Below are 24016 nucleotides of genomic sequence, written 5' to 3' on the forward strand. Positions count from 1 at the left end.
CGGTCAGTTCCAGATCGACGGTGCCGCAGCGCGCGTCGCGGGCAGCGCGACATCCGTGCCCCATCGTGCCATCCAGTCGGGGATCTCGTCGGCGTCCGAGACGCCGAGCGCCTCGACGATCTCGGCCATCGGCACCGTGCCCCCGGCCTTCCTGAGAAACCGGGCGCGGATGAATCCCACGGCGTAGATCTCGGGTTCGCCGCCTGCACCGGGCCGCACGTACCGCTGCTCCATGTAGACCGCCTTGTCGTCGTGGCCGACGAGCCGCGACTCGATCGTGAAGCGCTGCCAGGGCTGCAGGGACTTCCGGAACGTGATCGTCTCGCTCGCGACGACGGGGTACCAGCCCTTCTCGCGCATCATCGCCCAGACCCCATTGCGCACGAGCATGTCGAAGCGCGCGACATCCATGATCGAGAAGTAGACGCCGTTGTTCATGTGCCGATTGATGTCGAGATCGGTCGGCAGCGTGACGAACCGCGTTCGGGCCACGTCCCAGTGCCCGAGGTCGGGCTTTCGACGCGACAGGAACAGCACGTGGAGCAGTGTGCGGAAGAGCATGTGCATAGTCCACGACTGTACGGCGGAATCGTCGTCGATCCTCCATCACTTGGCGAGTGGCCACAGACGGGCTCCGGATGCCGCGGCGCCCGGTTGTACGGAGCGCACCGCTACGGCAGGACCCTCGGGGTTCCGGCGCTCGATCTCACCAGGGTCGGCGAACCGTCATTCGCGGCGTAGCCCGCGAGCGACGACGTGACCTCGACCCGGATGACCCTGTTCAGGTCTGCAGGGGTGAGGGTGTAGCTCGGCCCCGTCGCGTCGGGAATGGGTGAACCGGCACGGAGCCAGCGGTACCCGATCTGCACGCCCGCCGGCCCCCACGTGCCGATGTCGGCGGTCAGTTCCTGCCCGACCTGCGCAGTGCCGACGATCACCGGCTTGGTTCCCGTGAGCCGGCCCGGCACGACGACCGCAGCCGCCGCGACCGAGCGAACCTGGCTGGCGTAGCCGGCCTTCGAGCCCGTGATCTCGACCGAGAGCAGGGCGCCCAGGTCGGCCGGGACCGGCGTGTACCCGGCCGACGTTGCACCGTCGATCGGTGCGCCGTCGCGCAGCCACTGGTAGGCGAAGTCGACCGGCACAGGGCGCCAGGTGGTCGGGTTCGCCGTGAGCGCGGTGCCGACCCTCGGGGCGTTTCCGCCGGTGATTCTCGGGGTGCCGGGCGTGAGCACGCCCTCGGTCACCGGGCCGAGTTCGGCGCTCACCCGCACCGTCGTCGCGTACCCCGCCTTCGAGCCGACGACCTGCACGGCGATGTTCGCACCGACGTCGTCGGCCGTCAGCGTGTAGGCGTTGGCGGTGGCGCCGTCGATCGGCACGCCGCCCCGCAACCACTGGCGATCCTTCACGACGGCGCCGGGCCCCCACGTGCCGACGGTCGCGGTGAGGCGTTGCCCGACCTCTGCCGCGCCCGTGATGGTCGGATCGGGCGCCGGGTTCAGGGGCACGAGCGTCGACGGCCCGACCGCAACGGTCGGGAGCGTGGCGTCGTGCTGCGGGTACCAGCCGTAGATGCCGTACCAGTCGAATTCGGCGCTGAGCTGCTTGCCTTCGAGCGTCGGCCCGATCACGAGGCCGGCCCCATGCGTACCGGGGATCGGCTCGCCGTCGGCGAACCAGTCGACGGTGCCGAACTGCAGGTCGTTCTCGATCAGCCAGGCGTCGAGCACCGGGTCGTCCCAGGAATTCGGCAGCTGCGGAACGAGCCGCACGGTCTCGTCGACGGCGAGCGTTCCCTCGATCACCGCGAGCGTGCCGGGCTCGTCGGCCGCGGGCGGTTCGGCGAGATTGCCGGTGATGCCGACCCAGTGGCCCCCGCCCGCCGGAACGGTCACGGTCTTCGCGAACGCCCGGTCCTCCTGCATCGGCCACCACTGCGAGACCGTCTCCTCGAACGGTTCGCCCACCTCGGGCGTCACCGTTCGCGTTCCCGTGAGCCTGACCTGGTAGTCGCCGGGTGCGAGGTCGCCGAGAAGCATCACCCGGTGCTCAGCGGTCGCGGCGGCCGAGGCGATGGGAGCCGCCCCGCCGACCGGGAAGACCTCCATCATGCCGTCTTCATCGAAGTCGAGGATGTCGCCCTCGTGGTCGAACACCGCGCCGAGCAACGAGTTCGGTTGCGGATGCACCGCGACGAGGCCCTGCCCGAGGCTCGAGTCGCCGGCCGCGTCGAAGTGAACGGTCGTCGCATCCGTGAAGCCGGCCGCCGTGCGGAAGCCGGAGTGCATGAACTCCTCGAGCATCAGGTCATCGCTCGTCAGGCGGTCGACGAGCCATCCGGATGCCCCTCCGTCGACGATCGCCCGCACCTTGTAGTCGCCCTCGGGAAGGTCGACCGGGAACCCGGGATCGAAGGGGTCGGCGGTCGCCATCACCCCCGCGTCGATCGTCTGCATGGGCGCCGCGTCGTCGCTTGCATCGTAGATCTCGATCGAAACCTGATGCTCGGCATCGGTGAACAGCTCCTGATCGCCGACGACGACCGCGACACGAAGGTCGGAGGCGGGATCAGCGACCGCCGGTGTCACGCCGACCGCGAGGGTGAGAGCACCGACGGATGCCGCTGCGACGAGGAGACGGATGGAGCGCGACATGGCGACCTCCGATGAGGTCTCGGCCAAGCGTCGGGTCCGCGTAGGCCGCTACCGAGAGAATACCTCGCGATCATCGCCCGCGAGGCCCCCCGGACTGGGGTCAAACGCTGCGTGGGCGCTGCCGCGCGGGCGCTGCCGTGCCGGTTCAGCCCTTCGCCGGCACGTGCCGTTCGTCGACGCCGTTGTAGACCGACAACGGGCGGATGAGTGCGTTCGACGCCGCCTGCTCCATGATGTGCGCGGTCCAGCCCGTGATGCGGCTGGCCACGAAGAGCGGGGTGAAGGTGAGGGTGTCGAAGCCCATCAGGTGATAGGTCGGGCCGGCCGGGTAGTCGAGGTTCGGCTTGATGCCCTTGCGATCGGCCATCGCCGCCTCGAGCCCGGTGTAGAGCTCGAGCAGCTCGGGTCGCTCGGAGTACTCGACCATGCGCTCCAGCGCGTCGCGCATCGTCGGCACCCGGGAGTCGCCGTTCTTGTAGACGCGGTGCCCGAAGCCCATGATCTTGCGCTTCTCGGCGAGCGCGGTGTCGAGCCAGGCAGCGGCGCGCTCGGCGCTGCCCGGGCCCGTGCCGATCTCCTCGAAGGTGTGCATGACGGCCTCGTTCGCACCGCCGTGCAGCGAGCCCTTGAGCGCACCGATCGCACCGGTGACCGCCGAGTAGAGGTCGGCGAGGGTGCTCGTGATCACTCTGGCGGTGAAGGTCGACGCATTGAACGAGTGCTCGGCGTAGAGGATCATCGACACGTCGAAAGCGCTCACCACCGGCAGCTCGGGCAGCTCGCCGAACGTCTGCCAGAGGAAGTTCGCCGAGAACCCCAGGTCTTCTCGCGGCTCGACGAACTCGAGCTCGTGGCGACGGCGCTGGTCGTAGGAGACGATCGAGGGCAGCTTCGCGAGCAGGCGGATCGACTTGTCGAGGTTCGCCTCGACGCTGTCGTCGGGGGTCGTCGGGTCGCTCGCGCCGATGACCGAGACGGCGGTGCGCACGACGTCCATCGGGTGCGCGGTGAGCGGCAGCTCGTCGATGATGCGCTTCACCTCGTGGTCGAGGCCGCGCAGTGATCGTTCGCGTTCCTCGAATGCCGCCAGCTGCGTGTCATCCGGCAGCTCGCCGTGCCAGAGCAGGTACGCGACCTCTTCGAACGTCGCGGAGGCGGCGAGTTCCTGCACCGGGTAACCGCGGTAGAGCAGCGAGTTCGACTCGGGATTGACCTTCGAGATGGCGGTGTAGTCGACCGGCACCCCGGCCAGACCCTTGTAGATGGCCGGGGCTGCGCCCTGCTGCTCGCTCATCGTGCTCCCTCGCGGCTCGGTGCGGGCGCAGCAGCGCGACCGCTCCCCCAGCCTAGAGGGCGATACGGGGTCAGCGGGTGACGGCGAAGTTGAAGATATCCGTATCGAAGTGGTTGTAGCCCTCGTAATCGATGAGGTCGTAGAGATCGGCGCGGTGCTGCATCTCGTCGAGCCTGCCGGTGAGCGCACCGGCATCCGCCAGCTCATCGAGACCGCGCACGGCCGCACCCATCGCGAGACGCAGTAGCGACACCGGCCAGATGACGATGTTCATGCCGACGTCCGCGAGCTGGCTCACGGTGAAGAGCTCGCTCTTGCCGAACTCCGTCATGTTCGCGAGCAGGGGCACGTCGACGGCGGCACGCACGGCTTCGAACTCGGCGAGCGAACGCATCGCCTCGGGGAAGATCGCGTCGGCGCCCGCATCGACGAGCGCCTTCGCGCGATCGACCGCGGCCGCGAGCCCGTCGACCGCGGCGATGTCGGTGCGAGCCATGACGAGGAAGTTCGGGTCTCGGCGCGCGTCGACGGCGGCACGGATGCGCTGCAGCGCCGTCGACTCGTCGACGACCTGCTTGCCGTCGAGGTGCCCGCAGCGCTTCGGGTTGATCTGGTCTTCGATGTGGAGGCCGGCGAGTCCCGCATCCTCCATCTCCTGCACGGTGCGTGCGACGTTCATCGGCTCGCCGAACCCGGTGTCGGCGTCGATGATCGCCGGCAGCTCGGTCATGCGGGTGATCTGCCGACCGCGACCCGCGACCTCGGTGAGGGTCGTCAGGCCGATGTCGGGCAGGCCGAGGTCGGCCGAGAGCACGGCGCCCGAGATGTAGACGCCCTCGAAGCCCTTCTGCTCGATGAGCCTCGCCGAGAGCGGGTTGAACGCGCCCGGGAAGCGCATGATCTCGCCGCTCGCGAGCCGCTCCCGGAAGAGCCGGCGCTTCTCGGCGGGAGTCGTCGTCGCGTAGAGCATCAGAACAGCCCCTCGGGCACCTCGACGCCGACGAGCGCGCCGGGCGCCACGGTGAACGTGAGGCCGCCGAGTTCGTCGGGGTCGAGTTCTGGCAGACGCTGCGCGACGTCGAGGAAGCGCTCGATCTCGTCTGGCGTCAGCGCCCATTCGGCGAGCGTGCGGAACTTCTGCACGTACTGCTCGCGGGCGAACGGGCGGGCGCCGAGCGGATGCGCGTCGGCCACGGCGATCTCGTCGACGATCTCGCCGCCGTCGGCCAGCTTGATCACCACGCGACCGCCGAACGCCTTCTCGGCGATGTCGTTCGAATGGTAGCGGCGCGTCCACTCCTCGTCTTCGACGGTCGACACCTTCTTCCACAGCTCGACGGTGTCGGGGCGGTGGGCGCGCTCGGGCGAGTACGACTCGGCGTGATCCCACGCGCCGTCCTGCAGGGCGACGGTGAAGATGTACGGGATCGAATGGTCGAGGGTCTCGCGCGAGGCATCCGGATCGTGCTTCTGCGGGTCGTTCGCCCCCGAGCCGATCACGTAGTGCGTGTGGTGCGAGGTGTGCAGGGTGATCGACTCGATGCGCCCCGGGTCGTCGAGGATCAGCGGGTACTCCGCGTGAAGCCTGCGGGCGAGGTCGATCCACGCCTGGGCCTGGTACTCGGCCGAGTGCTCCTTCGTGTACGAGTCGAGGATGGCGCGCTTGGCCTCCCCCACCTCGGGCAGCGGCACCTCGTACGAGGCATCCGGGCCGTCGAGGAGCCACGCGATGACGCCGTCTTCACCCTCGTAGATCGGCACGGGGCTCGTCTGGCCGCGCATCGCACGGTCGACCGCCTCGACCGCCATCTTGCCGGCGAACGCCGGGGCGTGCGCCTTCCACGTCGAGATCTCGCCCTTGCGGGACTGCCGGGTCGCGGTCGTCGTGTGCAGCGCCTGGCCGATGGCCTGGAAGATCGTCTCCTGGTCGAGGCCGAGCAGGGTGCCGATGCCGGCCGCGGCCGACGGGCCGAGGTGGGCGACGTGGTCGATCTTGTGCTTGTGGAGCGAGATCGCCTTCACGAGGTCGATCTGGATCTCGTAGCCGGTCGCGAGGCCGCGCACGACGTCGCGCCCGGTGAGCCCGCGGTTCGCCGCGAGGTGCTGGGCGACGGCGACGATCGGCGGGATGTTGTCGCCCGGGTGCGAGTACTCGGCCGCGAGGAAGGTGTCGTGGAAGTCGAGTTCGCGCACCGCCACGCCGTTGGCCCACGCGGCCCACTCGGGGCTCGTGCGGCGCGCGGCATCTGCACCGAAGACGGTGGAGCCGTCGCCGCCGATCGAGACCGGGTGGGCGAGTGCCTGGCTGCGCGCCGAGACGACCGGCCCGCGAGCGATCGAGGCCGCCGCGACGGCCGCGTTGTCGATGACGCGGTTGACCACCATGTCGACGACGTCGTCGTCGAGCTCGACCGGGTCGGTCGCGACGCTCGCGAGTTTCCAGGCGAGCTGCCCCTCACGGGCGAGATTCTCGTCGCTGCGGTGGGTGCGCAGGTGGTGGAGGTGCATGGGGTGAACCTTTCTGAACTGTTCCATCGGTCAGGCTACGCGGTGCCCGCCCGGCTGACGAGCCTCGATCGAGGCGAGTGCGTGACGAAGACTCATGTGCAGGTGCACGTGGGTGGCGTGGGCGGCGAGCGACGCGTCGCCGGCGATGATCGCCTCGACGATCAAGAGGTGCTCGGATGCCGCGGCGCGGAGCCGCTCGGGATTGTGACGGGCCAGGCGCCGAACCCGGGCCGAGTGCAGTCGGGCGCTTCGGAGCGCCGCCACGAGCATCGGGTTCGCCGTCGCCGTGTCGATCTCCTGGTCGAGTGCATCGACGGCGTCGTAGTACGAGCGCAGGCCCGCTTCGCCGTCGTCGAGCAGGGTCGGCGCTGCGGCGAGGCGATCGTGGAGCTCGGCGAACCGTGCGGGGTCGCGCCGCGTCGCCGCGAGCCGGGCCGCCTGCTCTTCGAGCGCCTCGCGAAGTTCGTAGAGCGCCGAGATGCTCGCCGGTGAGAGTTCACTGACCTGCAGCAGCCGCGCGGACGCGGCCGTCGCCAGACCGTCGGCCTCGAGCCGGGCGAGCGCTTCGCGCACCGGGGTGCGCGAGACGCCGAGCCGGTTCGCCTGTTCGACCTCGGCGAGCACGGCGCCTGGAGCGAGCACGCCGTCGAGGATCTCCTCGCGCAGCGCGTGGTACGCGCGTTCGCTTGCTCGCATGATCACCTCGCCTCGCTTATGTATACACTATCACCGTACGGTTCACAATCTGTGTCGTCGAGGGCTGTGGGTGTATACAAACGTCAACTTGGCCAGACCGGCTCATCCACCGGGGTGCCCAGCACTCGCGCGGCGAGCCCGGCCTCGACCTCGTCCAGCGTCGCCGGGTTCCAGCGGGGGTTGCGGTCTTTGTCGATGACCTGGGCACGGATGCCCTCGCGCAGGTCGTGCTGCTCGATGAACCACGAGACGAGCCGGAACTCCTGCTCGAGGGCGTCTTCGAGGCTGCGCAGCGTACGAGCGCGACGCACGGACTCGAGCGTCATGGTGAGGGCCGTCGGCGAAAGAGTCTCGAGCTCGTCGGCGGCGGCGGCTGCGTGGGCGATGGCGCCCGGGTCGAACGGATGCAGCGGGAACGGGCTCGACGACGGATCGCGGAGGCGGCCGATGATCTCGCCGACGGTAGGGGCGGAGTAGCAGGCGTCGACCCAGTCGCGGGCGAGCGCGAGCGACGACGGACCGGGCGTCTCGTCGAAGAGCATGACGATCTCAGCCGGGGTGCCGGGGTCCGCGCGCTCGGCGAGCGCCTGCATGAGGTGCGGCAGGCGATCGGAGGGCACGAAGAAGTCGGCGAATCCCGCGTGCATCGCGTCGGCGGCGTCCATCGTGCGCGCGTTCAGGGCGAGGTGCACGCCGAGCTCGCCGGGCGCCGTGGCGAGCAGCCAGCTCCCGCCGACATCCGGAGTGAACCCGATGCGGGTCTCCGGCATCGCGACGCGCGATCGCTCCGTGACGACCCTGATCGAGGCGTGGCCCGCGAGCCCGATGCCGCCGCCCATCGTGATGCCGTCCATGATCGCGACGACCGGCTTCGGGTAGCGCGCGATCATCGCGTCGAGTCGGTACTCCGCACGGAAGAACCGCCGCGCCTCCGCGTGGTCGTCGGCGGCAGCGTACCCGTAGAGCTCGCGGACGTCGCCGCCCGCACAGAACCCGCGGTTGCCGGCACCGTCGAGCACGACGAGACCGACCTCGGAGTCGCTCCGCCAGAGTTCGAAGATGGCGGTGAGCTCACGGATCATCTCGTAGCTCAGCGCATTCAGCGCCTGCGGACGGTCGAGCGTGACGTGGCCGACGCCGTCGGCGACGCTCGCAGAGATGTGCTCGCTCACGTCTGCCACCGTAGCCGCATCCGGTGCGAACACCGTGGTCACCGCCGTGACCCGCCTGTGGAGAGCCGCATCGCCGCCCGCTTCCCGCTCGATACGCTGCCGCGATGATGCATCCGTTCGAGATCGTCGCCGAGCCCGTCCGGCGGAGGATCATCGAGGTGCTCGCCGTCGGCGAGCATTCGGTGGGAGTCCTCAACGACGTCATCGCAATGGAGTTCTCCATCTCGCGATCGGCCGTCTCGCATCATCTGCGGATCCTCCGAGACGAAGGCGTCGTCGACGTGGCGCCCGATCAGGGGTTGCCGCAATCGAGGCTCTACGTGGTGAGGGTCGAGTACCTCGAACGTCTCGATGCGGCTGTCGGCGAGCTCTTCGGGCTGTGGGAACAGCGCTACGGCACGGGGGTTCGGCGAGCGCCGCAGTTCCCGGCGCACCCCACTCCGGCGGTGCGGCAGCCACACGCGCATCGCGCCGGCCGACGGGGGCAGCGAGGGCGCCGTCCGGGCTGGTTCGGCGACTGACCGGGCACAACTGGCGACTCGCACTCCGCACTCCGCACTCCGCTCTCCGCACTCCGCACTCCGCTCTCCGCACTCCGCACTCCGCACTCCGCAGATTCTCATCCGAGCTCCGCAGAGAAGGGCGCCATCTCACCGAAGAATTCCCTCACCGGAGAATCCCTGACCGGAGAATCCCTCACCGGAGAATCCCTCGTCGGAAAGTTCCCTCACCGGAAGTTTCCTCACCGGAGAATTCCGTGTCGATTCCGTATGCCAGTTCCCCCTCATCGCTGAGGAGTGAAGTCGATGAGGGGGAACTGGCATACCAGAACGGAGACACTCGAGCCGAACAGGATCCGACCACACCCACGCACTGAGGGGAACCGGCATACCAGAACGGAGACACTCGAGCCGAACAGGATCCGACCACACCCACGCACTGAGGGGAACCGGCATACCAGAACGGAGACACTCGAGCCGAACAGGATCCGACCACACCCACGCACTGAGGGGAACCGGCATACCAGAACGGAGACACTCGAGCCGAACAGGATCCGACCACACCCACGCACTGAGGGGAACCGGCATACCAGAACGGAGACACTCGAGCCGAACAGGATCCGACCACACCCGCGCACTGAGGGGGAACCGGCATACCAGAACGGAGACACTCAAGCCGAACAGGATCGGGCGCTGCCTCGCAGACGGCACCGAGCGCGCGCCCGTATGATCTCGGGGTGGCCCTCGCCAAGATCCTCCTCTACTACGCCTTCACTCCGCTCGCAGACCCCGACGCCGTGCGACTGTGGCAGCGCGACCTCGCCGAGTCGCTCGGGCTGCGCGGCCGCATCCTGATCTCCGAACACGGCATCAACGGCACGCTCGGCGGCGAGATGGGCTCGCTCAAGCGCTACGTGCGCAAGACCCGGGAGTACCCGGCCTTCAAGCACATCGACTTCAAGTGGAGCGAGGGCACGGGCCTCGACGAGCACGGTGCGAGCGCCGACTTCCCGAAGCTCAGCGTGAAGGTGCGCGATGAGATCGTCTCGTTCGGGGCGCCCGGCGAGCTCGCCGTCGACCGACGGGGGGTCGTCGGCGGCGGCACGAAGCTGAGCCCCGAGGCGCTGCACGAACTCGTGGCCGAGCGCGGCGACGACGTCGTATTCTTCGACGGGCGCAATGCGCTCGAGGCGTCGATCGGCCGCTTCGCGGGCGCCGTCCTGCCCGATGTCGAGACCACGCGCGATTTCGTCGACGAACTCGAGTCGGGCAAGTACGACGAGCTCAAGGGCAGGCCCGTCGTCACGTACTGCACGGGCGGCATCCGTTGCGAAGTGCTCTCGAGCCTCATGACGAGCCGCGGGTTCGGCGAGGTCTACCAGCTCGACGGCGGCATCGTGCGCTACGGCGAGCGGTTCGGCGACGACGGGTACTGGCAGGGATCGCTCTACGTGTTCGACAAGCGCGGCTCGATCGACTTCAGCGACCACGCCGCCGTCATCGGCGCGTGCGAAGGATGCGGCGCACCCACGAACCGCACCGCCAATTGCACGGATGCCGCATGCCACACCGAGCTCGTCACCTGCGAGTCCTGCGACGCCGTCACGTGCGCGGCGCACGACCTCGCGGACGGCGCGCGTAGGCACGGGCCGCACGACTCGAGAGTGCGAGCATGACGAGGATGTCGAGCGCGAGGGTGAGCAGTGTCGTGCGGATCGTGATCTCCTCGACGCCGGCGAAGTAGTCGATCGCCGCAGCCGTGATGCTGAGGGTTCCGAAGATCATCACGGTCACGCGCGCCGCATTGCTGCCGAAGTAGACGAGCACCGCGAGGGCCAGCATGATCGTGAGGTAGACGGCACCGGCCACCAGGATGACGATGAGCACCGCATTCGCAGCCTCCACGTCGGCAGCGTCGTCGATGTCGATCTGGAGTTCGTCGCGGAGAATCGCGTCCCACTGAGCGGCCAGCGCCACCAACCAGATGACGCCCGCGATCACGCGAAGCACCGCGAGGAGGGCGCCGAAGACCGTCGCCATGGGGCGGCGCATGTCAGGCGGCGGTGCGAGCGGCTCCACGAGCACCGCGGCCGATTCGAAGGCGGGGCGTTTCTCCTGGGTCATGCGTCACCTCCATGCCGTGTCGTCATGCTCGGTTCGGCCGCGGCATCCGTCACCGCACCCACAGGCACACCGCTGACGTCGACGACCGGCAGGTCGCCGTCGGTTCGGATCGTGTCGCCGCCGCCGTTGCGGGAGTGGTAGCCCGTCGAGAAGTCGCGCAGCACGTCGACGCGGGCCGCGGGATTCGCGGCGAGCACTGTCGCGACGACGTGGTCTCGCTCGACGTCGGTGTCAGCGTCGATCTTGTGTGTGACCTGCAGGGTGAACAGCGAGAACCCGACGGCGCGATCGAAGGTGCCGGCCGCGAGCCATCCGACCCGCCGTCCGCCCGGAAGCAACCAGCCATCCGGCGTGCGCCAGAACCGCACGTGATGGCGGCGCGCGGGATTGCCCTCGACCTCCTGCTGGTAGGCGAAGTCCTGCTTCCGGCCGAACAGGAACAGCGGGCTCACGGGTGCCTCGTCGTAACTGCGACGGGTGATCGTCGAGGTGATGATGCGCCAGCTCGAAGCGGCGGTCACGTCGTTCGCGCGCGTCCACCCGGCAGTGGCGAGGGCATGGTGCAGCTGCACCTCGTCGCCGTCGAGCGCGAGGTTCACGGGGTCGCCGAGCAGCCCGTCGCTCGTGCGGGCGCGGCCGATGAAGTAGTCGGGCACGTAGATCGCGGTGAGGATGCGATGCAGCCGCGGCAGCACGAGGTACGCGAGCACGAGCCAGAACGCGATGAAGAACGCGATGCCCCACCAGCCGAACGTGAACGACTCGGTGAACACGAGCCACGCGAGCCACACCGCGGCGACGCCGGCATAGACGAAGAAGAAACCGTCGAGGGCGGCATTGACCGAGAACCGTCGTCGCACAACCGGTTCCACCTCACCCATGGGTGCATGCTATCCCGCCGATGTATCCCGAGTGCCATTCGTCCGTATAACGGAAGATTTCGCGGACGTATTGCAATTCGCGACGCCGTCGAGACAGTATCGAGAGTCTGCCACGGCGCTCGGCGTCGGCACGATCCGAAGTCACTCGATGAGGAGTCCCATGAAGAACCGTGTCTCGCGAGCCCGGCTGCTGTTGACGGCCGGGCTCTCCGCCGTCTTGGCCGTGTCGCTCGGTGTCGGCGCCGCCGCGGCGGCGCCGACCGAGGACTCCGAGCCCGTGGACGCCCCTGCCGTGGCCGATCCTGCCGCGCACCCCCTCGGTGATCTCGCCCCCACTCCCCCGATGGGCTGGAGCAGTTGGAACACCTTCGGCTGCGACATCTCCGCCGACCTGGTCAAGGAGACCGCCGACGCACTCGTTGCGAGCGGCATGGCGGCTGCCGGCTACGAATACGTCAACATCGACGACTGCTGGTCGACCATGGCGCGATCCGCCGACGGCAAGCTCGTTCCCGACCCCGCGAAGTTCCCGAACGGCATCAAGGACGTCGCCGACTACGTGCACGGACTCGGCCTCAAGCTCGGCATCTACTCGTCGGCAGGCACGGTCACCTGCGCCGGCTACCCTGCTTCGCTCGGGTACGAAGAGTCCGACGCGCGCCAGTGGGCCGAGTGGGAGGTCGACCTGGTCAAGTACGACAACTGCGGTGACCACCAGGGCATCGAGGAGCAGGAGCGATACCAGCGGATGGCCGACGCGATCGCCGCGAGCGGCCGCGACATGCTCTACAGTCTGTGCGACTGGGGCGAGGGTCAGGACTGGCTGTGGAACGGCGAAGACCAGGTCGGGCACTTCTACCGCACGACCTACGACATCGAACCCACGTGGTCGATCATGATGCGAAACGGCGATTTCCAGGCCGGGATGGCACCGTACTCGGGTCCGAACAACTGGGCCGACCCCGACATGCTCGTGGTCGGCCTCGAGCGGTTCCTCGGAGCCGAGGTCCCCGGCCTGCCCCGCAATGAGGCACGCGTGCACATGGGCCTGTGGGCGATCACCAACTCGCCGCTCATCGCCGGCAACGACGTCAGGTCGATGGAGCCGTGGGTGCGCGAGATGCTCACCAACCCCCGAGCCCTGGCCATCGACCAGGACTGGAGCGGCCAGATCGGCACGCGCGTGCGGCAGAGCGGCGATGCGGATGTCTGGATCAAGGAGATGAGCGACGGCTCCACCGCGGTGCTCCTGCTGAACCGCGGAACCGAGCCGCTGACGATCGGGGCGACGCCGGAGGAGATCGGGATCGACGCCGAGACCCTCACGGTGCAGGATGTCTGGTCGGGCGAGACCTTCTCATCGGACGGGAACGTGCGTGCACGCGTCGCCGGGCACTCGGACGCGTTCTTCATCGTGTCGGCCGGAGCGCCGGCCGATGCTCCGGCGCTCGCCACCTTCGAGACGGTGGCACCGCAGTTCGCGGCGATCGACGAGCCGGTGCAGGTGCAGGTCGAGGTGCACAACGACGGCACTTCTGCCGTGAACGACGTGCAGTTGTCGCTCACCGTGCCGAGCGGCTTCGCCACATCGTCGCCCGTCACGAAGACCGTGGCCGGGCTCGCCCCCGGTCAGACCGCGACCCTCTCGGTGGCGCTCGAACCGCAGGGCATCCAGAACGGGGCGGTCGTCACCGTCGCGACCGCCGCGGGCTGGGGGCCGGCCGGCGATCGCACCGAACTGACCGACCGGGCGACGATCCGCTTCGCGACGGCACCGGCCGCCGGAACGACGCGTCTCTCGGACCTGCAGTGGGTGGACACGCCGACCAACGCGTGGGGACCGGTCGAGAAGAACATGAGCAACGGAGAGCAGGCTGCCGGCGACGGCACCCCGCTCACCATCGGCGGGGTCGTGTACGAGCACGGACTCGGCGTTCACGCCGACAGTCGCATCGAGTACTACCTCGGCGAGCGCTGCACTGCCCTCACCGCCCAGGTCGGCATCGACGACGAGGTCGGAGCGCAGGGCTCCGTCGAGTTCATCGTCATGGGCGACGGTGACGAGCTCGCGCGCATCCCCGCGAACGGCAGCCAGGCGGCACAGGTGCTCGATGTCGATCTCACCGGTGTGGAGTCGCTCACGCTCGTCGCCGACGACCTCGGCCAGGCCGACTTCGACCATGCGGACTGGGCTGCGGCAGAACTGACCTGTGACGACCCCCGACCCGTGGTCGACGTGGTCGTCGAGACGCGATGCCTCGCCTCGAAGGTGTTCCTCGCGGTGCGAGCGTCCAACGGGGATGCCGGCGCTGTCTCGGTCACGGTCAGGTCTCCGTTCGGTGAGAAGACGTTCGAGAACGTGGCGGCAGGCACGAACGCCTTCGCCGCGTTCAACGCTCGGGCGATCGAGGTGCCCGCGGGTTCCGTCGAGGTCGAAGCGACGCGTCACGCCGACGGGGCGAATGCCATCAGCACGGCGGCCTATGACGCCCGCAGCTGCGTCTGATCCGTGCGCCTTCCGACAGGCCGAGCCTGAACACTAGGCTGCTCGCCATGGCCTACGACGTCGCGCGCATCCGTTCGGAGTTCCCCTCGCTCGAGAGCGGGTGGGCCCAGTTCGACGGGCCCGGCGGCACGCAGACGCCGCGGTCGGTCGGCGAGGCCGTGGCATCCGTGCTCACCGGCCCGCTCTCGAACCGAGGCACCACCGGCGTCTCCGAAGAGCGGGCCGAGGCCGCCGTGCACGGATTCCGTCTGGCGATGGCCGACCTCGTCAACGGGCACCCACGCGGCATCGTGCAGGGCCGAAGCGCCACGCAGCTCGCGTACGACTTCTCGCGCCATCTCTCGAAGCACTGGGGCGCGGGCGACGAGATCGTCGTGACGAGGCTCGACCACGACTCGAACGTGCGCCCGTGGGTGCAGGCCGCCGAGCGCGTCGGCGCGACGGTGCGCTGGGCCGACTTCGACCCCGTCACCGGTGAGCTGCCGGTCGAGGCCGTCGCTACGTTGCTCTCGAGCCGTACCCGGCTCGTCGCCGTCACCGCCGCGTCGAACCTCATCGGCACGATGCCCGACATTCCGGCGATCGCCGCCGCCGCACACGCCGCGGGTGCCCTCGTCTACGTCGACGGCGTGCACTACACGGCGCACGAACTGCCCGATGTCGGAGCGCTCGGCGCCGACTTCTTCAGCTGCTCGCCGTACAAGTTCCTCGGCCCGCACTTCGGCGTGCTCGCGGCGGCCCCCGAACTGCTCGAATCCATCTCGCCCGACAAGCTCGCGCCGTCGACGAACGTCGTGCCGGAGCGATTCGAGTTCGGCACCCTGCCGTACGAACTGCTCGCGGGCGGCACTGCGGCGGTCGACGTGCTGGCCGGCCTCGCCGGGCTCGGTGAAGCGGATGCCGCGAGCTCACGCCGCGCACGGCTCGCGGCCTCGTACGCAGCGCTGCACGAGCATGAGGAGGAGCTCCGAGCCCGACTCGAGGCCGGGCTCGCCGTGCTGCCAGGGGTCACCGTGTGGTCTCGGGCGGCGCGCCGCACCCCCACGCTGCTCATGACGTTCGCCGGCCACGAGGCATCCGACATCACGCAGCGCCTCGCCGACCGCAAGGTGCTCGCGCCGAGCAGCAACTTCTACGCGCTCGAAGCCTCGCGGCACCTCGGCCTCGGCGACGAAGGCGGATTGCGGGTGGGGCTCGCCCCGTACAACGACGCGAGTGAGATCGACCGACTGCTCGACGGACTCGCCGCGGCACTCCGGTGAGGCAGCGGGCCGACGGGCCCGAGACGGCGAGCTGCGAATCCCCCGTGCGACGGATGCATCCGGCGACGGCCGCTCGTTAGGGTTGGCGTGAGGCGGCCGCCGGGCCGGCAGGGGTACGCGACCAACCGAACTCACCCCTACGTGAGGAGAACGCATGGCGAGCGGCATGTCCATCGAGGTCTCGGGGCTCAGCAAGCAGTTCGGCCCGCTGACCGCGGTCGACGACCTGAGTTTCACGGTGCAACCGGGAAGGGTCACCGGGTTCCTCGGCCCGAACGGCGCCGGCAAGACCACGACCCTGCGGGTGCTGCTCGGGCTGGAACGCGCCAGCGCCGGCACCGCGACCTTCGGCGGCACTCCGTACTCGGCCCTGCCGAGGCCCCTCGAGACCGTGGGCGCGGCCCTCGACGCGAACTTCCATCCCGGGCGCACGGCGCGCAATCACCTCAAGGTGTACACGACGGCGGCGGGTCTGCCGGCCGCCCGCGTGCAGTCCGTGCTCGAACAGGTCGGCATCGCCGAGTACGCCGACCGTCGCGTCGGCGGCTTCTCACTCGGCATGCGGCAACGCCTCGCGCTGGCGTACACGCTGCTCGGCGACCCCGGTGTGCTCGTGCTCGATGAGCCGATCAACGGCCTCGACCCCGAGGGCATCAAGTGGATCCGCGGATTCCTGCAGAACCTCGCCCGAGAGGGTCGCACGGTGCTCGTCTCCTCTCACCTGCTCAGCGAGGTGCAGCAGAGCGTCGACGAGGTCGTCATCATCGCGAAGGGCCGGCTCATGAAGAGCGGCCCCCTCGCAAGCCTCGAACTCGATTCGGCACCGCGCACGGTCGCCGACTCTCCCGACCGGCCGGCCCTCGCCGCCGCGCTCGCCGCCGCGGGGCTCGAGTTCACCGAGGGCCGCAGCGGCTTCATCGTCGATGAGCCCGACCCGGCCAGGGTGGGCCACGCCGCGTTCGCCGGCGGTGTCGAGTTGGCCGCCCTCCATCGGTTGAAATCGGGCCTCGAAGAATCGTTCCTCTCGCTCGTCGGCGGCGGTGAGGCGTCGTGAACCTCGCACGCGGCATCGGCTCGGAGTTCCAGAAGGTCTTCACCACCCGCATGTGGTGGCTCATCGCCATCCTCCTCGGCGTGTACGTCGCCCTCATGGCCGGCGGGTTCGGCGCGTTCCTGGGCTGGGCCACCGAGAATCCGGATGCTGCGGCATCCGCCGGCGGCACCACGGCGCTGCCCCCGGGCATGAACCTCGCGCCGCTGCTCTACAGTTTCGCCACCTCGATCGGCTACGTCTTCCCGGTGCTGCTCGGTGCGCTCGCGGTGACCGGCGAGTTCCGGCACAAGACCCTCACCCCGACCTTCCTCGCCGAACCGCACCGCACCGTCGTGCTCTCGGCGAAGTTCGTCTCGCAGCTCGCGGTCGGAGCCGGGCTCGGGGTCATCGCGTTCGCCGTCTCGGTGGGCTCGGGCGCCGCGGCCCTCGCCGGTTGGGGACTCGACACCGGGCTCGACTCGAGCGACACCTGGGCGCTGATCGGCCGCGGGGTGCTCGCCATGGCGCTGTGGGGTGCGATCGGCGTCGGCCTCGGAGTGCTCGTGACGAACCAGGTCGCGGCGATCGTCATCGTCATCGCGTTCACGCAGTTCGTCGAGCCGATCCTGCGGCTCGTCGCCTCGCTGAGCGACGTGACGGCCTCGATCGGCCGATTCCTGCCGGGTGCGGCGAGCGACGCGCTCGTCGGCGCATCCTTCTACAACATCGCCGCGATGGGGTCGAGCGAGACCCTCGAGTGGTGGCAGGGCGGGCTCGTGCTGTTCGGCATCGCGGTTGCCGCAACCGCGATCGGCGGGGCGACGACCTGGCGGCGAGACGTGGCGTAGGCGATGGACCTCGCGGCGCTGCGGCGGCTTCGGCTCCGGGTGCAGGGGCTGCGGCGTCCGTTCGACGCCTCAGCGCCCGAGGTCGTTCGCCGGTTCGTCGCCGTGCAGGCGCAGGAGTTCCTCCCCGCGCAGTGGGGTCTTGCCGCCCGGGTGCCCGAAGACGGCCGACCGGATGCCGCGTCCGTCGCGGCAGCGCTCGACCGGGGTGACATCCTGCGAACGCATGTGCTGCGCCCGACGTGGCACTTCCTGCACCCGGCGGACGCCCGCTGGGTCATGGAACTCTCGGCGGAGCGTGTGCACCGCGCGAACGGCACGATGTACCGGCGCACCGGCGTCGAGGGCGAGACGGCGACTCGCGCGCTCGACCTCGTCGCCGGCTCGGTCGCCGGCGGGCATCGCACGCGCGCCGAACTCTCGTCGGCCCTGGAGGCGGGCGGTCTGCCGTTCGCGGGGCTCGCGTTCGGATACGTGCTCATGCTCGCCGAGCTCGAACGAGTCGCGATCAGTGGGGCGAGCGTCGGCAGGCAGCGTACCTACGCCGCGTTCGACGAGCGCGTACCGGCGGCGGCGGTTCGCCCACGTGACGAGGCACTCGCCGAACTCGCCGCCCGGTTCATCCGTTCGCGAGGGCCGGTGAGCGCGCGCGACTTCTCGGTCTGGTCGGGATTCACGCTCCGCGATGCCAGAAAGGCGTTCACGGATGCCGCCGAGCCGGCCGGCGCGCACGGCAGCCGAATCGAGCAGGTCGACGTCGACGGCGAACCGCACCTGCTCGACGCAGAGGTCGCGGATGCGGCATCCGCTCGCTCGAATGACGGTGAGCCGGATGCCGCGGGCCCGCGTGGCACCGTCGACCTGCTGCAGGCGTACGACGAGTACATCATGGGCTACGCGGCGCCGCGCGCCTACCTGCAGCCACCCGGGCGTGCCGACCCCGTGCAGCCCGAGTTCCCGCTGCACGCGATGATGGTCGACGGGGTCATGTGCGGGCGGTGGGCCCCGGTGGTGCAGGCGAAGCGCGCCACCGTGCGGATCGTGCCGTGGCGATCGTTCTCCCGCGCCGAGGAGCGTTCGCTCGCGGCATCCGTCACCCAGGTGGAGCGGTTCCTCGGCGTGCCGGTCACGGTCGAATGCGAGGCTCCGACCGCCTGACCCACCCGGGCACGCCGAACCCGCGCCTCTGTCACCGTATTCACGCAGGCACTACGATCGGCGGTATGGCCGTGATCGCCAGCATCTTCGTCGCCATCGCCGCGCTGCTGCACGGCTGGATCTTCCTGATGGAGAGCGTGTGGTGGACGCGCCCGGAGACGTGGAAGCGCTTCGGCGTCGCCGACCAGGCGGCGGCCGACACGACCCGGCCCATGGCCTACAACCAGGGCTTCTACAACCTGTTCCTCGGCATCGGCGCAGGCCTCGGGCTCGTGTTGTACTGGGTCAGTGCGACGGCCGCGGGCACCACGCTCGTGCTGTTCACGACGGCGTGCATGGTACTCGCGGCGGCGGTCCTGACCACCACCGGGCGGGGTCACCTCCGGGCGGCGCTCATCCAGGGCACGCTGCCGCTCATCGGGTTCGTGCTGTTCCTGTTCGCCTGAGATCGGTGGGCTCCACCCCGCGCAGCACAGCTTCGACTGCGAAGTCCAACTCCAATCGCGCGTCCGATACGTCCTGATCGGCCGCCGACGCCAGGCGCGGAAATCGTGCCGCGACGGCCTCACTCAGCCAAGGCGCAGGGGTGGCGCCGCGCAGCCCCACCTCGAGCGACGCGTATGTGCGCACCAGGCTGTCGAGGAGCAGTGCCAACCGCAGCGCATCCACGTCGGCCTGCTCGGCCACCGCGCCGACGAACGCATCGATCCAGGCGTACGCGCGCGGTTGCGTGGGCATGCGCTTCGGCGCGACCTCGCACAGCCACGGGTGCTCGGCATAGCGGTCAGCCAGCTCCGACGTCCATGATCGGCACTGCTGCTGCCAATCAGCGCCCGAGAGGGTAGGCGGATCTCCGATCGCAGCATCCACCATCAGCTCCACCAGCTCTGCCTTGGAATCCACGTAGCGGTAGACCCCGGTCGTCGTCATCCCGAGACGATCGGCCACCTTGCAGCGAGACACCGTCGAGTCCGACCTCGTCTGCGAGCTCTACAGCCGCGGAGGCGAGCTGGGCGGGGCTCCAGCGCGCTTTCGGCCCGCGCCCCATGGGGACATCCAATCCCCCAGAGTTGCCGGAGCGCGCGATCCTCTTGACTGTGCATGGCATTCACTGTAATGTCATTTACTGTGAATGGCATTCACAGAAAGGGTATTCACATGACGACGATTCTGATCACCGGCGCATCCTCCGGCATCGGCGCGCGCACCGCCGCGAAGCTCGCGGCGGGTGGCGCGACCGTCTTCGGCGCTGCCCGCACGACGAGCGCCATCGCGAGCATCGACGGCGTCACGCCCGTGCCGCTCGATCTCACCGACGAAGGCTCGATCCGGAACGCGGTGGCCACCATCACCCGGGCTGTCGACGAGATCGATGTGCTCATCAACTGCGCCGGCTACGGCGAGTTCGGCACCGTCGAAGAGACCTCTCTCGCAGACGCCCGCCGGCATCTCGAGGTGAACGTGCTCGGCGCCGTCGGGCTCATCCAGGCCGTGCTCCCGGGCATGCGCACGGCGGGCCACGGGCGAATCGTCAATGTCTCCTCGCTCGCCGGCGAGTTCGCAGCCCCGTTGGGCGGCTGGTACCACGCTTCGAAGTTCGCCCTCGAGGCGGTCTCCGATTCCCTGCGCGGGGAGGTCGCGCAATTCGGCATCGACGTCACCGTGGTGCAGCCGAGCTACGTCGCCACTGATTGGCACGACGACGCGATGGAGCGACTCGAAAGCTCGTCGTCACACGGCCCGTACGCGTCGATGGCGACGGCCATGAGCAAGTACTTCGCGAATCCGGCACTCACGAAGCAATTCTCGAGCCCCGACGCCGTTGCGACGCTGATCGCCAAGGCCGCGTTGACCCCGCGGCCACGCACGCGCTACCGGATCGGGCCCGGATCGAACATCGCGGTCGCGCTGGCGACGCTACTTCCCGATCGCGCGTTCGACGCGCTGACGCGAAAGCAGTTCGGCTACGCGTGAGCCCGCGGTGCCGATGAATCCATCCCGATCAGCGAAGGAGTCCACGTGGACATCATCATTCCCATCGCCGCCATCCTCGCCATCCTCGGCGTCGCGGTCATCTTCGGGGCCGATGTTCTCGCCGCCGTCGTGCTGCGCCCGGTCTACGCCGGCGTCGATGAGCGCACCCTCGTGCAAGTCGTCGGGCGCGGCCACCACTTCGGCGATCGACGGCTCCCCATCGCCGGAATCCTCGGCGTCGTATTCACCGTCATCACGGCGATTCTCGCCTTCCTCGGGTCGATGCCGGTGCCCGGCGTGCTGGCGGGCACGGCCCTGCTTCTGCTCGTGATCTGGCTCATCCTCTTCACCCGCATCTCGAAGCCGATCAATGCCCGGTTGAGTGCGGCCGCGCTTGCCGACGAGGTGCCGGCCGATGCGCGTGAACTGCAAGAGCGGTGGGAGTCGATCATCACCCTGCGCGCGTTCATCCAGGGCGCGGCCGTGCTGCTGCTCTCGCTGGTGCTCGTCTTCGCGTGATCACGCCAACCGGCGACATCGCCGAATCACCGGCAGGCGACGTCGGTCACGCGTGATTCAGGTCGTCGACCCGCCATCGTCGGCCGCGTCGGTGGCGTCCTCGGGCTCGAGCTTCAGCCGATCGATGAGTTCGCCGGCATGATTCGTGCTCAGGATGATGCGGGTGAACTCGCCCGCGGCGAGCTCGAGCACGACGGCGGGGCGCTTGCCCTTGACGATGACGAAGTCCTTGCCGCCGTGGTACTTCCACACGCCGACGGCGACGACGAGCGGAACCTCGGCGCCGCGCCGCCGGATGCCGCGAATCCAGATCCACGGGTCTTCAGTGATCGTCGCAGAGCGGATGTCGCTGCGTTGCACCACGAGGTCGGCACTGCGGAGCGCGAGCGTCTTCTCGGGCGTGGTGAGGTGCACCTCGATCCGGTCGTTGTGCACGCGCAGCTTCGCCATGCTTCCATCCTGCACGAGTCACCCGCCACTCGGGGTGTCGACTCCCCACAAAGCGAGAACGGTTTGCTGCAGGAAACCGTGCGAGCCCGCCGGTCACACCGGTCGAGCGGATGCCGCGGCTCGCGCCGCCGCCGGGAGCGCATCGAACACCCGGGCGATCGCCGCATCGTCATGTGCCGCGGTGACGAACCACGCCTCGTAGACGCTCGGCGGGAGTGAGACGCCGGCGTCGAGCATCGCGTGGAAGAACGGGGCGTACCGCCACGACTCCTGGCGTTGCACGGTCGCGTAGTCCCGCACCGGGGCAGCCGCGGCCTCCTCGCCGAACACGAAGCTGAAGAGGTTGCCTGCGTGCTGCACGCGGTGCGCGACCCCCTCGGCGTCGAGCGCGGCCGAGACCGCGTCGCTGATCGTCTCGGCGGCGGCGTCGAGCGCGCGGTACACCGAGGCATCCGCTGCGCTCAGTGTGGCGACGCCGGCGGCGACCGCGACCGGATTGCCCGAGAGCGTGCCGGCCTGGTACACGGGTCCGAGCGGGGCGAGCTGCTCCATGACCTCTGCCCGACCGCCGAGGGCGGCGACCGGCATGCCGCCGCCGATGACCTTGCCGAAGGTCATCAGGTCGGGCGTGTATGCCGTGTCGGTGCCGTCTTCGAGGCCCCACCACCCGGCGGCGGAGACGCGGAAGCCCGTGAGCACCTCGTCGGAGATGACGAGGGCGCCGTGCGCGCGGGCGAGGTCGACGACGGCGCGATTGAACCCGGCGGCCGGCGGCACGACACCCATGTTCGCGGCGGCCGCCTCGGTGATGACGGCTGCGATGCGGTCGCCGTGCTCCGCGAAGACTGCGCGGATTGCGTCGAGATCGTTGTACGGCACCACGAGCGTGAGCGCCGCGATACCGGCCGGCACCCCTGCGGAGCCGGGCAGGGCGAAGGTCGCAAGACCGGAGCCGGCTTCGGCGAGGAGGCCGTCGGAGTGGCCGTGGTAGTGCCCGGCGAACTTCACGAGCAGGTCGCGGCCCGTGAATCCGCGCGCGAGCCGGATGGCGCTCATCGTCGCCTCGGTGCCGGTGGAGACGAGGCGCAGCTTCTCGACCGGGCCGACGCGCTGCTCGACGAGCTCGGCGAGTTCGGTCTCGACGGGAGTCGAGGCGCCGAACGAGAGGCCGCGCGCCGCGGCATCCGTCACCGCCTCGATGACCCTGGGGTCGGCATGGCCGAGGATCGCCGGGCCCCACCCCGCGACGAGGTCGACGTACTCGCGCCCTTCGGCGTCGGTGACATACGGGCCGCGGGCGCTGACCAGGAAGCGGGGCGTGCCGCCGACCGAGCCGAACGCGCGCACGGGCGAGTTCACCCCGCCCGGTATCGCGGCCTGTGCCCGGGCGAAGAGCTCGTCGTTCGTGGGCGCGGTCACTCCGTGTCTCCGTTGTTGATCCATTCCGCCAGTTCGACGGCCCAGTAGGTGAGCACCGCGTCGGCACCGGCACGGCGGATGCCCCGCACCGACTCGATGACGGCGCGCTTGCGGTCGATCCAGCCGTGCGCGGCGGCGGCCTCGATCATCGCGTACTCCCCCGAGACCTGATACGCCCAGACCGGTACGTCGGATGCCGCGGCGACGTCGGCGAGCACGTCGAGGTAGCTGCCCGCCGGTTTGACCATCACGACGTCGGCGCCCTCGTCGATGTCGATCATCGCCTCGCGCAACCCCTCACGACGGTTGCCGGGGTCGAGCTGATAGGAGCGTCGATCGCCCTCGAGCGTCGACTCGACCGCGTCGCGGAAGGGCCCGTAGAACGCGCTCGCGTACTTCGCCGAGTAGGCGAGGATCGCCGTGTCGTGGTGACCGGCGCCGTCGAGGGCCTCCCGCACCGCGGCGACCTGGCCGTCCATCATGCCCGAGAGTCCGAGCAGTTCGGAGCCGGCGCCGGCCTGCGCGAGCGCCATCGCCGTGTACCGTTCGAGCGTCGCGTCATTGTCGACGTGACCGCGCTCATCGAGCACGCCGCAGTGCCCGTGGTCGGTGAACTCGTCGAGGCACAGGTCGGTCTGCACGACGAGACGACCCGCGGATGCCTCGGCGGCGACCTTCGTCGCGGCGTTCAGTATGCCGTCGGGGTCGGTCGCACCGGTGCCCTGCGCATCGCGCACCTCGGGCACGCCGAACAGCATCACGCCGCCGACGCCCGCGGCCGCGGCATCCGATATCGCCTGAGGCAGGGAGCCGATGGAGTGCTGCACGACTCCCGGCATCGAGCCGATCGGCACCGGGGCGGTCACGCCCTCTCGCACGAAGATCGGGAGCACGAGTTCGGCGGGGTGCAGCCGGGTCTCGGAGACGAGGCGGCGGAGCGACGGCGTCTCACGCAGACGGCGCGGGCGGATGCGGGGAACGGGGGTGGAACTCACCCGACCAGCCTATGTCGCCGCAC

23 protein-coding genes are annotated in these 24016 nt (G+C 69.5%); 10 read left to right on the top strand and 13 right to left on the bottom strand.

The window, feature by feature from the left end; all coding sequences use genetic code 11:
• Positions 1–3: 3 nt before the first annotated feature.
• From FHG54_RS01065 to FHG54_RS01095, 7 genes are all read right to left on the bottom strand, one after another.
• On the bottom strand, positions 4–567 hold the full coding sequence (locus tag FHG54_RS01065; protein WP_139415505.1) for an acyl-CoA thioesterase: 564 nt from the start codon (positions 565–567) through the stop codon (positions 4–6).
• A gap of 104 nt (positions 568–671) precedes the next feature.
• Positions 672–2657 (bottom strand): hypothetical protein, encoded by a 1986-nt coding sequence (locus FHG54_RS01070; protein WP_139415506.1) that lies wholly within the window; start codon positions 2655–2657, stop codon positions 672–674.
• 145 nt (positions 2658–2802) lie between these two features.
• Positions 2803–3951 (bottom strand): bifunctional 2-methylcitrate synthase/citrate synthase, encoded by a 1149-nt coding sequence (locus tag FHG54_RS01075; RefSeq protein ID WP_139415507.1) that lies wholly within the window; start codon positions 3949–3951, stop codon positions 2803–2805.
• A gap of 70 nt (positions 3952–4021) precedes the next feature.
• Positions 4022–4921: a methylisocitrate lyase gene (gene prpB / locus FHG54_RS01080; RefSeq protein WP_139415508.1), complete on the bottom strand. Its 900-nt coding sequence runs from the start codon at positions 4919–4921 to the stop codon at positions 4022–4024.
• Complete coding sequence (locus tag FHG54_RS01085; RefSeq protein WP_139415509.1) at positions 4921–6459, bottom strand: MmgE/PrpD family protein; 1539 nt, start codon at positions 6457–6459, stop codon at positions 4921–4923. The genes prpB and FHG54_RS01085 overlap by 1 nt, the downstream gene beginning before the upstream one ends.
• Before the next feature lie 30 nt (positions 6460–6489).
• Positions 6490–7155 (bottom strand): GntR family transcriptional regulator, encoded by a 666-nt coding sequence (locus FHG54_RS01090; protein ID WP_139415510.1) that lies wholly within the window; start codon positions 7153–7155, stop codon positions 6490–6492.
• A gap of 83 nt (positions 7156–7238) precedes the next feature.
• Positions 7239–8327 (bottom strand): enoyl-CoA hydratase/isomerase family protein, encoded by a 1089-nt coding sequence (locus FHG54_RS01095; RefSeq protein ID WP_139415511.1) that lies wholly within the window; start codon positions 8325–8327, stop codon positions 7239–7241.
• Between the two features lie 104 nt (positions 8328–8431).
• Between FHG54_RS01095 and FHG54_RS01100 the strand changes: the two genes are divergently transcribed.
• Positions 8432–8848 carry an ArsR/SmtB family transcription factor gene (locus FHG54_RS01100; RefSeq protein WP_210415453.1) on the top strand — a complete coding sequence of 139 codons (417 nt, stop codon included), beginning with the start codon at positions 8432–8434 and terminating at the stop codon, positions 8846–8848.
• 716 nt (positions 8849–9564) lie between these two features.
• Positions 9565–10503 carry an oxygen-dependent tRNA uridine(34) hydroxylase TrhO gene (trhO, locus tag FHG54_RS01105; RefSeq protein WP_139415512.1) on the top strand — a complete coding sequence of 313 codons (939 nt, stop codon included), beginning with the start codon at positions 9565–9567 and terminating at the stop codon, positions 10501–10503.
• Here trhO and FHG54_RS01110 read toward each other — a convergent pair.
• Entirely contained in the window at positions 10430–10951 is a 522-nt protein-coding gene (locus FHG54_RS01110; RefSeq protein WP_139415513.1) for a hypothetical protein, read from the bottom strand. The genes trhO and FHG54_RS01110 overlap by 74 nt on opposite strands.
• Positions 10948–11832, bottom strand: coding sequence for an LssY C-terminal domain-containing protein (locus FHG54_RS01115; RefSeq protein WP_139415514.1), 885 nt, complete (start codon positions 11830–11832; stop codon positions 10948–10950). The genes FHG54_RS01110 and FHG54_RS01115 overlap by 4 nt, the downstream gene beginning before the upstream one ends.
• 160 nt (positions 11833–11992) lie before the next feature.
• Here FHG54_RS01115 and FHG54_RS01120 point away from each other — a divergent pair, with 160 nt between their 5' ends.
• The 6 genes from FHG54_RS01120 (at position 11993) to FHG54_RS01145 (ending at position 19082) form a co-directional block, all read left to right on the top strand.
• Entirely contained in the window at positions 11993–14338 is a 2346-nt protein-coding gene (locus FHG54_RS01120; protein ID WP_168197055.1) for an NPCBM/NEW2 domain-containing protein, read from the top strand.
• Between the two features lie 47 nt (positions 14339–14385).
• Entirely contained in the window at positions 14386–15600 is a 1215-nt protein-coding gene (locus FHG54_RS01125) for a cysteine desulfurase-like protein (RefSeq protein ID WP_139415516.1), read from the top strand.
• 154 nt (positions 15601–15754) lie between these two features.
• Positions 15755–16654, top strand: coding sequence for an ATP-binding cassette domain-containing protein (locus FHG54_RS01130; RefSeq protein WP_139415517.1), 900 nt, complete (start codon positions 15755–15757; stop codon positions 16652–16654).
• Positions 16651–17481 (top strand): ABC transporter permease, encoded by an 831-nt coding sequence (locus FHG54_RS01135; RefSeq protein WP_232333581.1) that lies wholly within the window; start codon positions 16651–16653, stop codon positions 17479–17481. Before FHG54_RS01130 ends, FHG54_RS01135 begins: the two co-directional genes overlap by 4 nt.
• 3 nt (positions 17482–17484) lie before the next feature.
• Entirely contained in the window at positions 17485–18636 is a 1152-nt protein-coding gene (locus tag FHG54_RS01140) for a winged helix DNA-binding domain-containing protein (protein ID WP_139415518.1), read from the top strand.
• A gap of 65 nt (positions 18637–18701) precedes the next feature.
• On the top strand, positions 18702–19082 hold the full coding sequence (locus FHG54_RS01145) for a DUF1304 domain-containing protein (protein ID WP_139415519.1): 381 nt from the start codon (positions 18702–18704) through the stop codon (positions 19080–19082).
• Here FHG54_RS01145 and FHG54_RS01150 read toward each other — a convergent pair.
• Positions 19051–19566 (bottom strand): hypothetical protein, encoded by a 516-nt coding sequence (locus tag FHG54_RS01150; RefSeq protein WP_139415520.1) that lies wholly within the window; start codon positions 19564–19566, stop codon positions 19051–19053. The genes FHG54_RS01145 and FHG54_RS01150 overlap by 32 nt on opposite strands.
• 171 nt (positions 19567–19737) lie before the next feature.
• On the opposite strand from FHG54_RS01150, the gene FHG54_RS01155 reads away from it, so the two are divergent.
• Together FHG54_RS01155 and FHG54_RS01160 are read left to right on the top strand one after the other, a co-directional pair.
• Positions 19738–20610 (top strand): oxidoreductase, encoded by an 873-nt coding sequence (locus tag FHG54_RS01155; protein ID WP_139415521.1) that lies wholly within the window; start codon positions 19738–19740, stop codon positions 20608–20610.
• A 45-nt stretch (positions 20611–20655) separates the two neighbouring features.
• Complete coding sequence (locus tag FHG54_RS01160; RefSeq protein WP_139415522.1) at positions 20656–21129, top strand: DUF1772 domain-containing protein; 474 nt, start codon at positions 20656–20658, stop codon at positions 21127–21129.
• Between the two features lie 57 nt (positions 21130–21186).
• Here the strand turns inward: FHG54_RS01160 and FHG54_RS01165 are convergent, their stop codons facing one another.
• From FHG54_RS01165 to hemB, 3 genes are all read right to left on the bottom strand, one after another.
• On the bottom strand, positions 21187–21579 hold the full coding sequence (locus FHG54_RS01165) for a hypothetical protein (protein WP_139415523.1): 393 nt from the start codon (positions 21577–21579) through the stop codon (positions 21187–21189).
• Between the two features lie 93 nt (positions 21580–21672).
• Positions 21673–23022: a glutamate-1-semialdehyde 2,1-aminomutase gene (hemL, locus tag FHG54_RS01170; RefSeq protein ID WP_139415524.1), complete on the bottom strand. Its 1350-nt coding sequence runs from the start codon at positions 23020–23022 to the stop codon at positions 21673–21675.
• Positions 22995–23993, bottom strand: coding sequence for a porphobilinogen synthase (gene hemB / locus FHG54_RS01175; RefSeq protein ID WP_198169666.1), 999 nt, complete (start codon positions 23991–23993; stop codon positions 22995–22997). The genes hemL and hemB overlap by 28 nt, the downstream gene beginning before the upstream one ends.
• Positions 23994–24016 lie beyond the last annotated feature (23 nt).

This window comes from Agromyces laixinhei (genome assembly GCF_006337065.1).
Taxonomy (GTDB): domain Bacteria; phylum Actinomycetota; class Actinomycetes; order Actinomycetales; family Microbacteriaceae; genus Agromyces; species Agromyces laixinhei.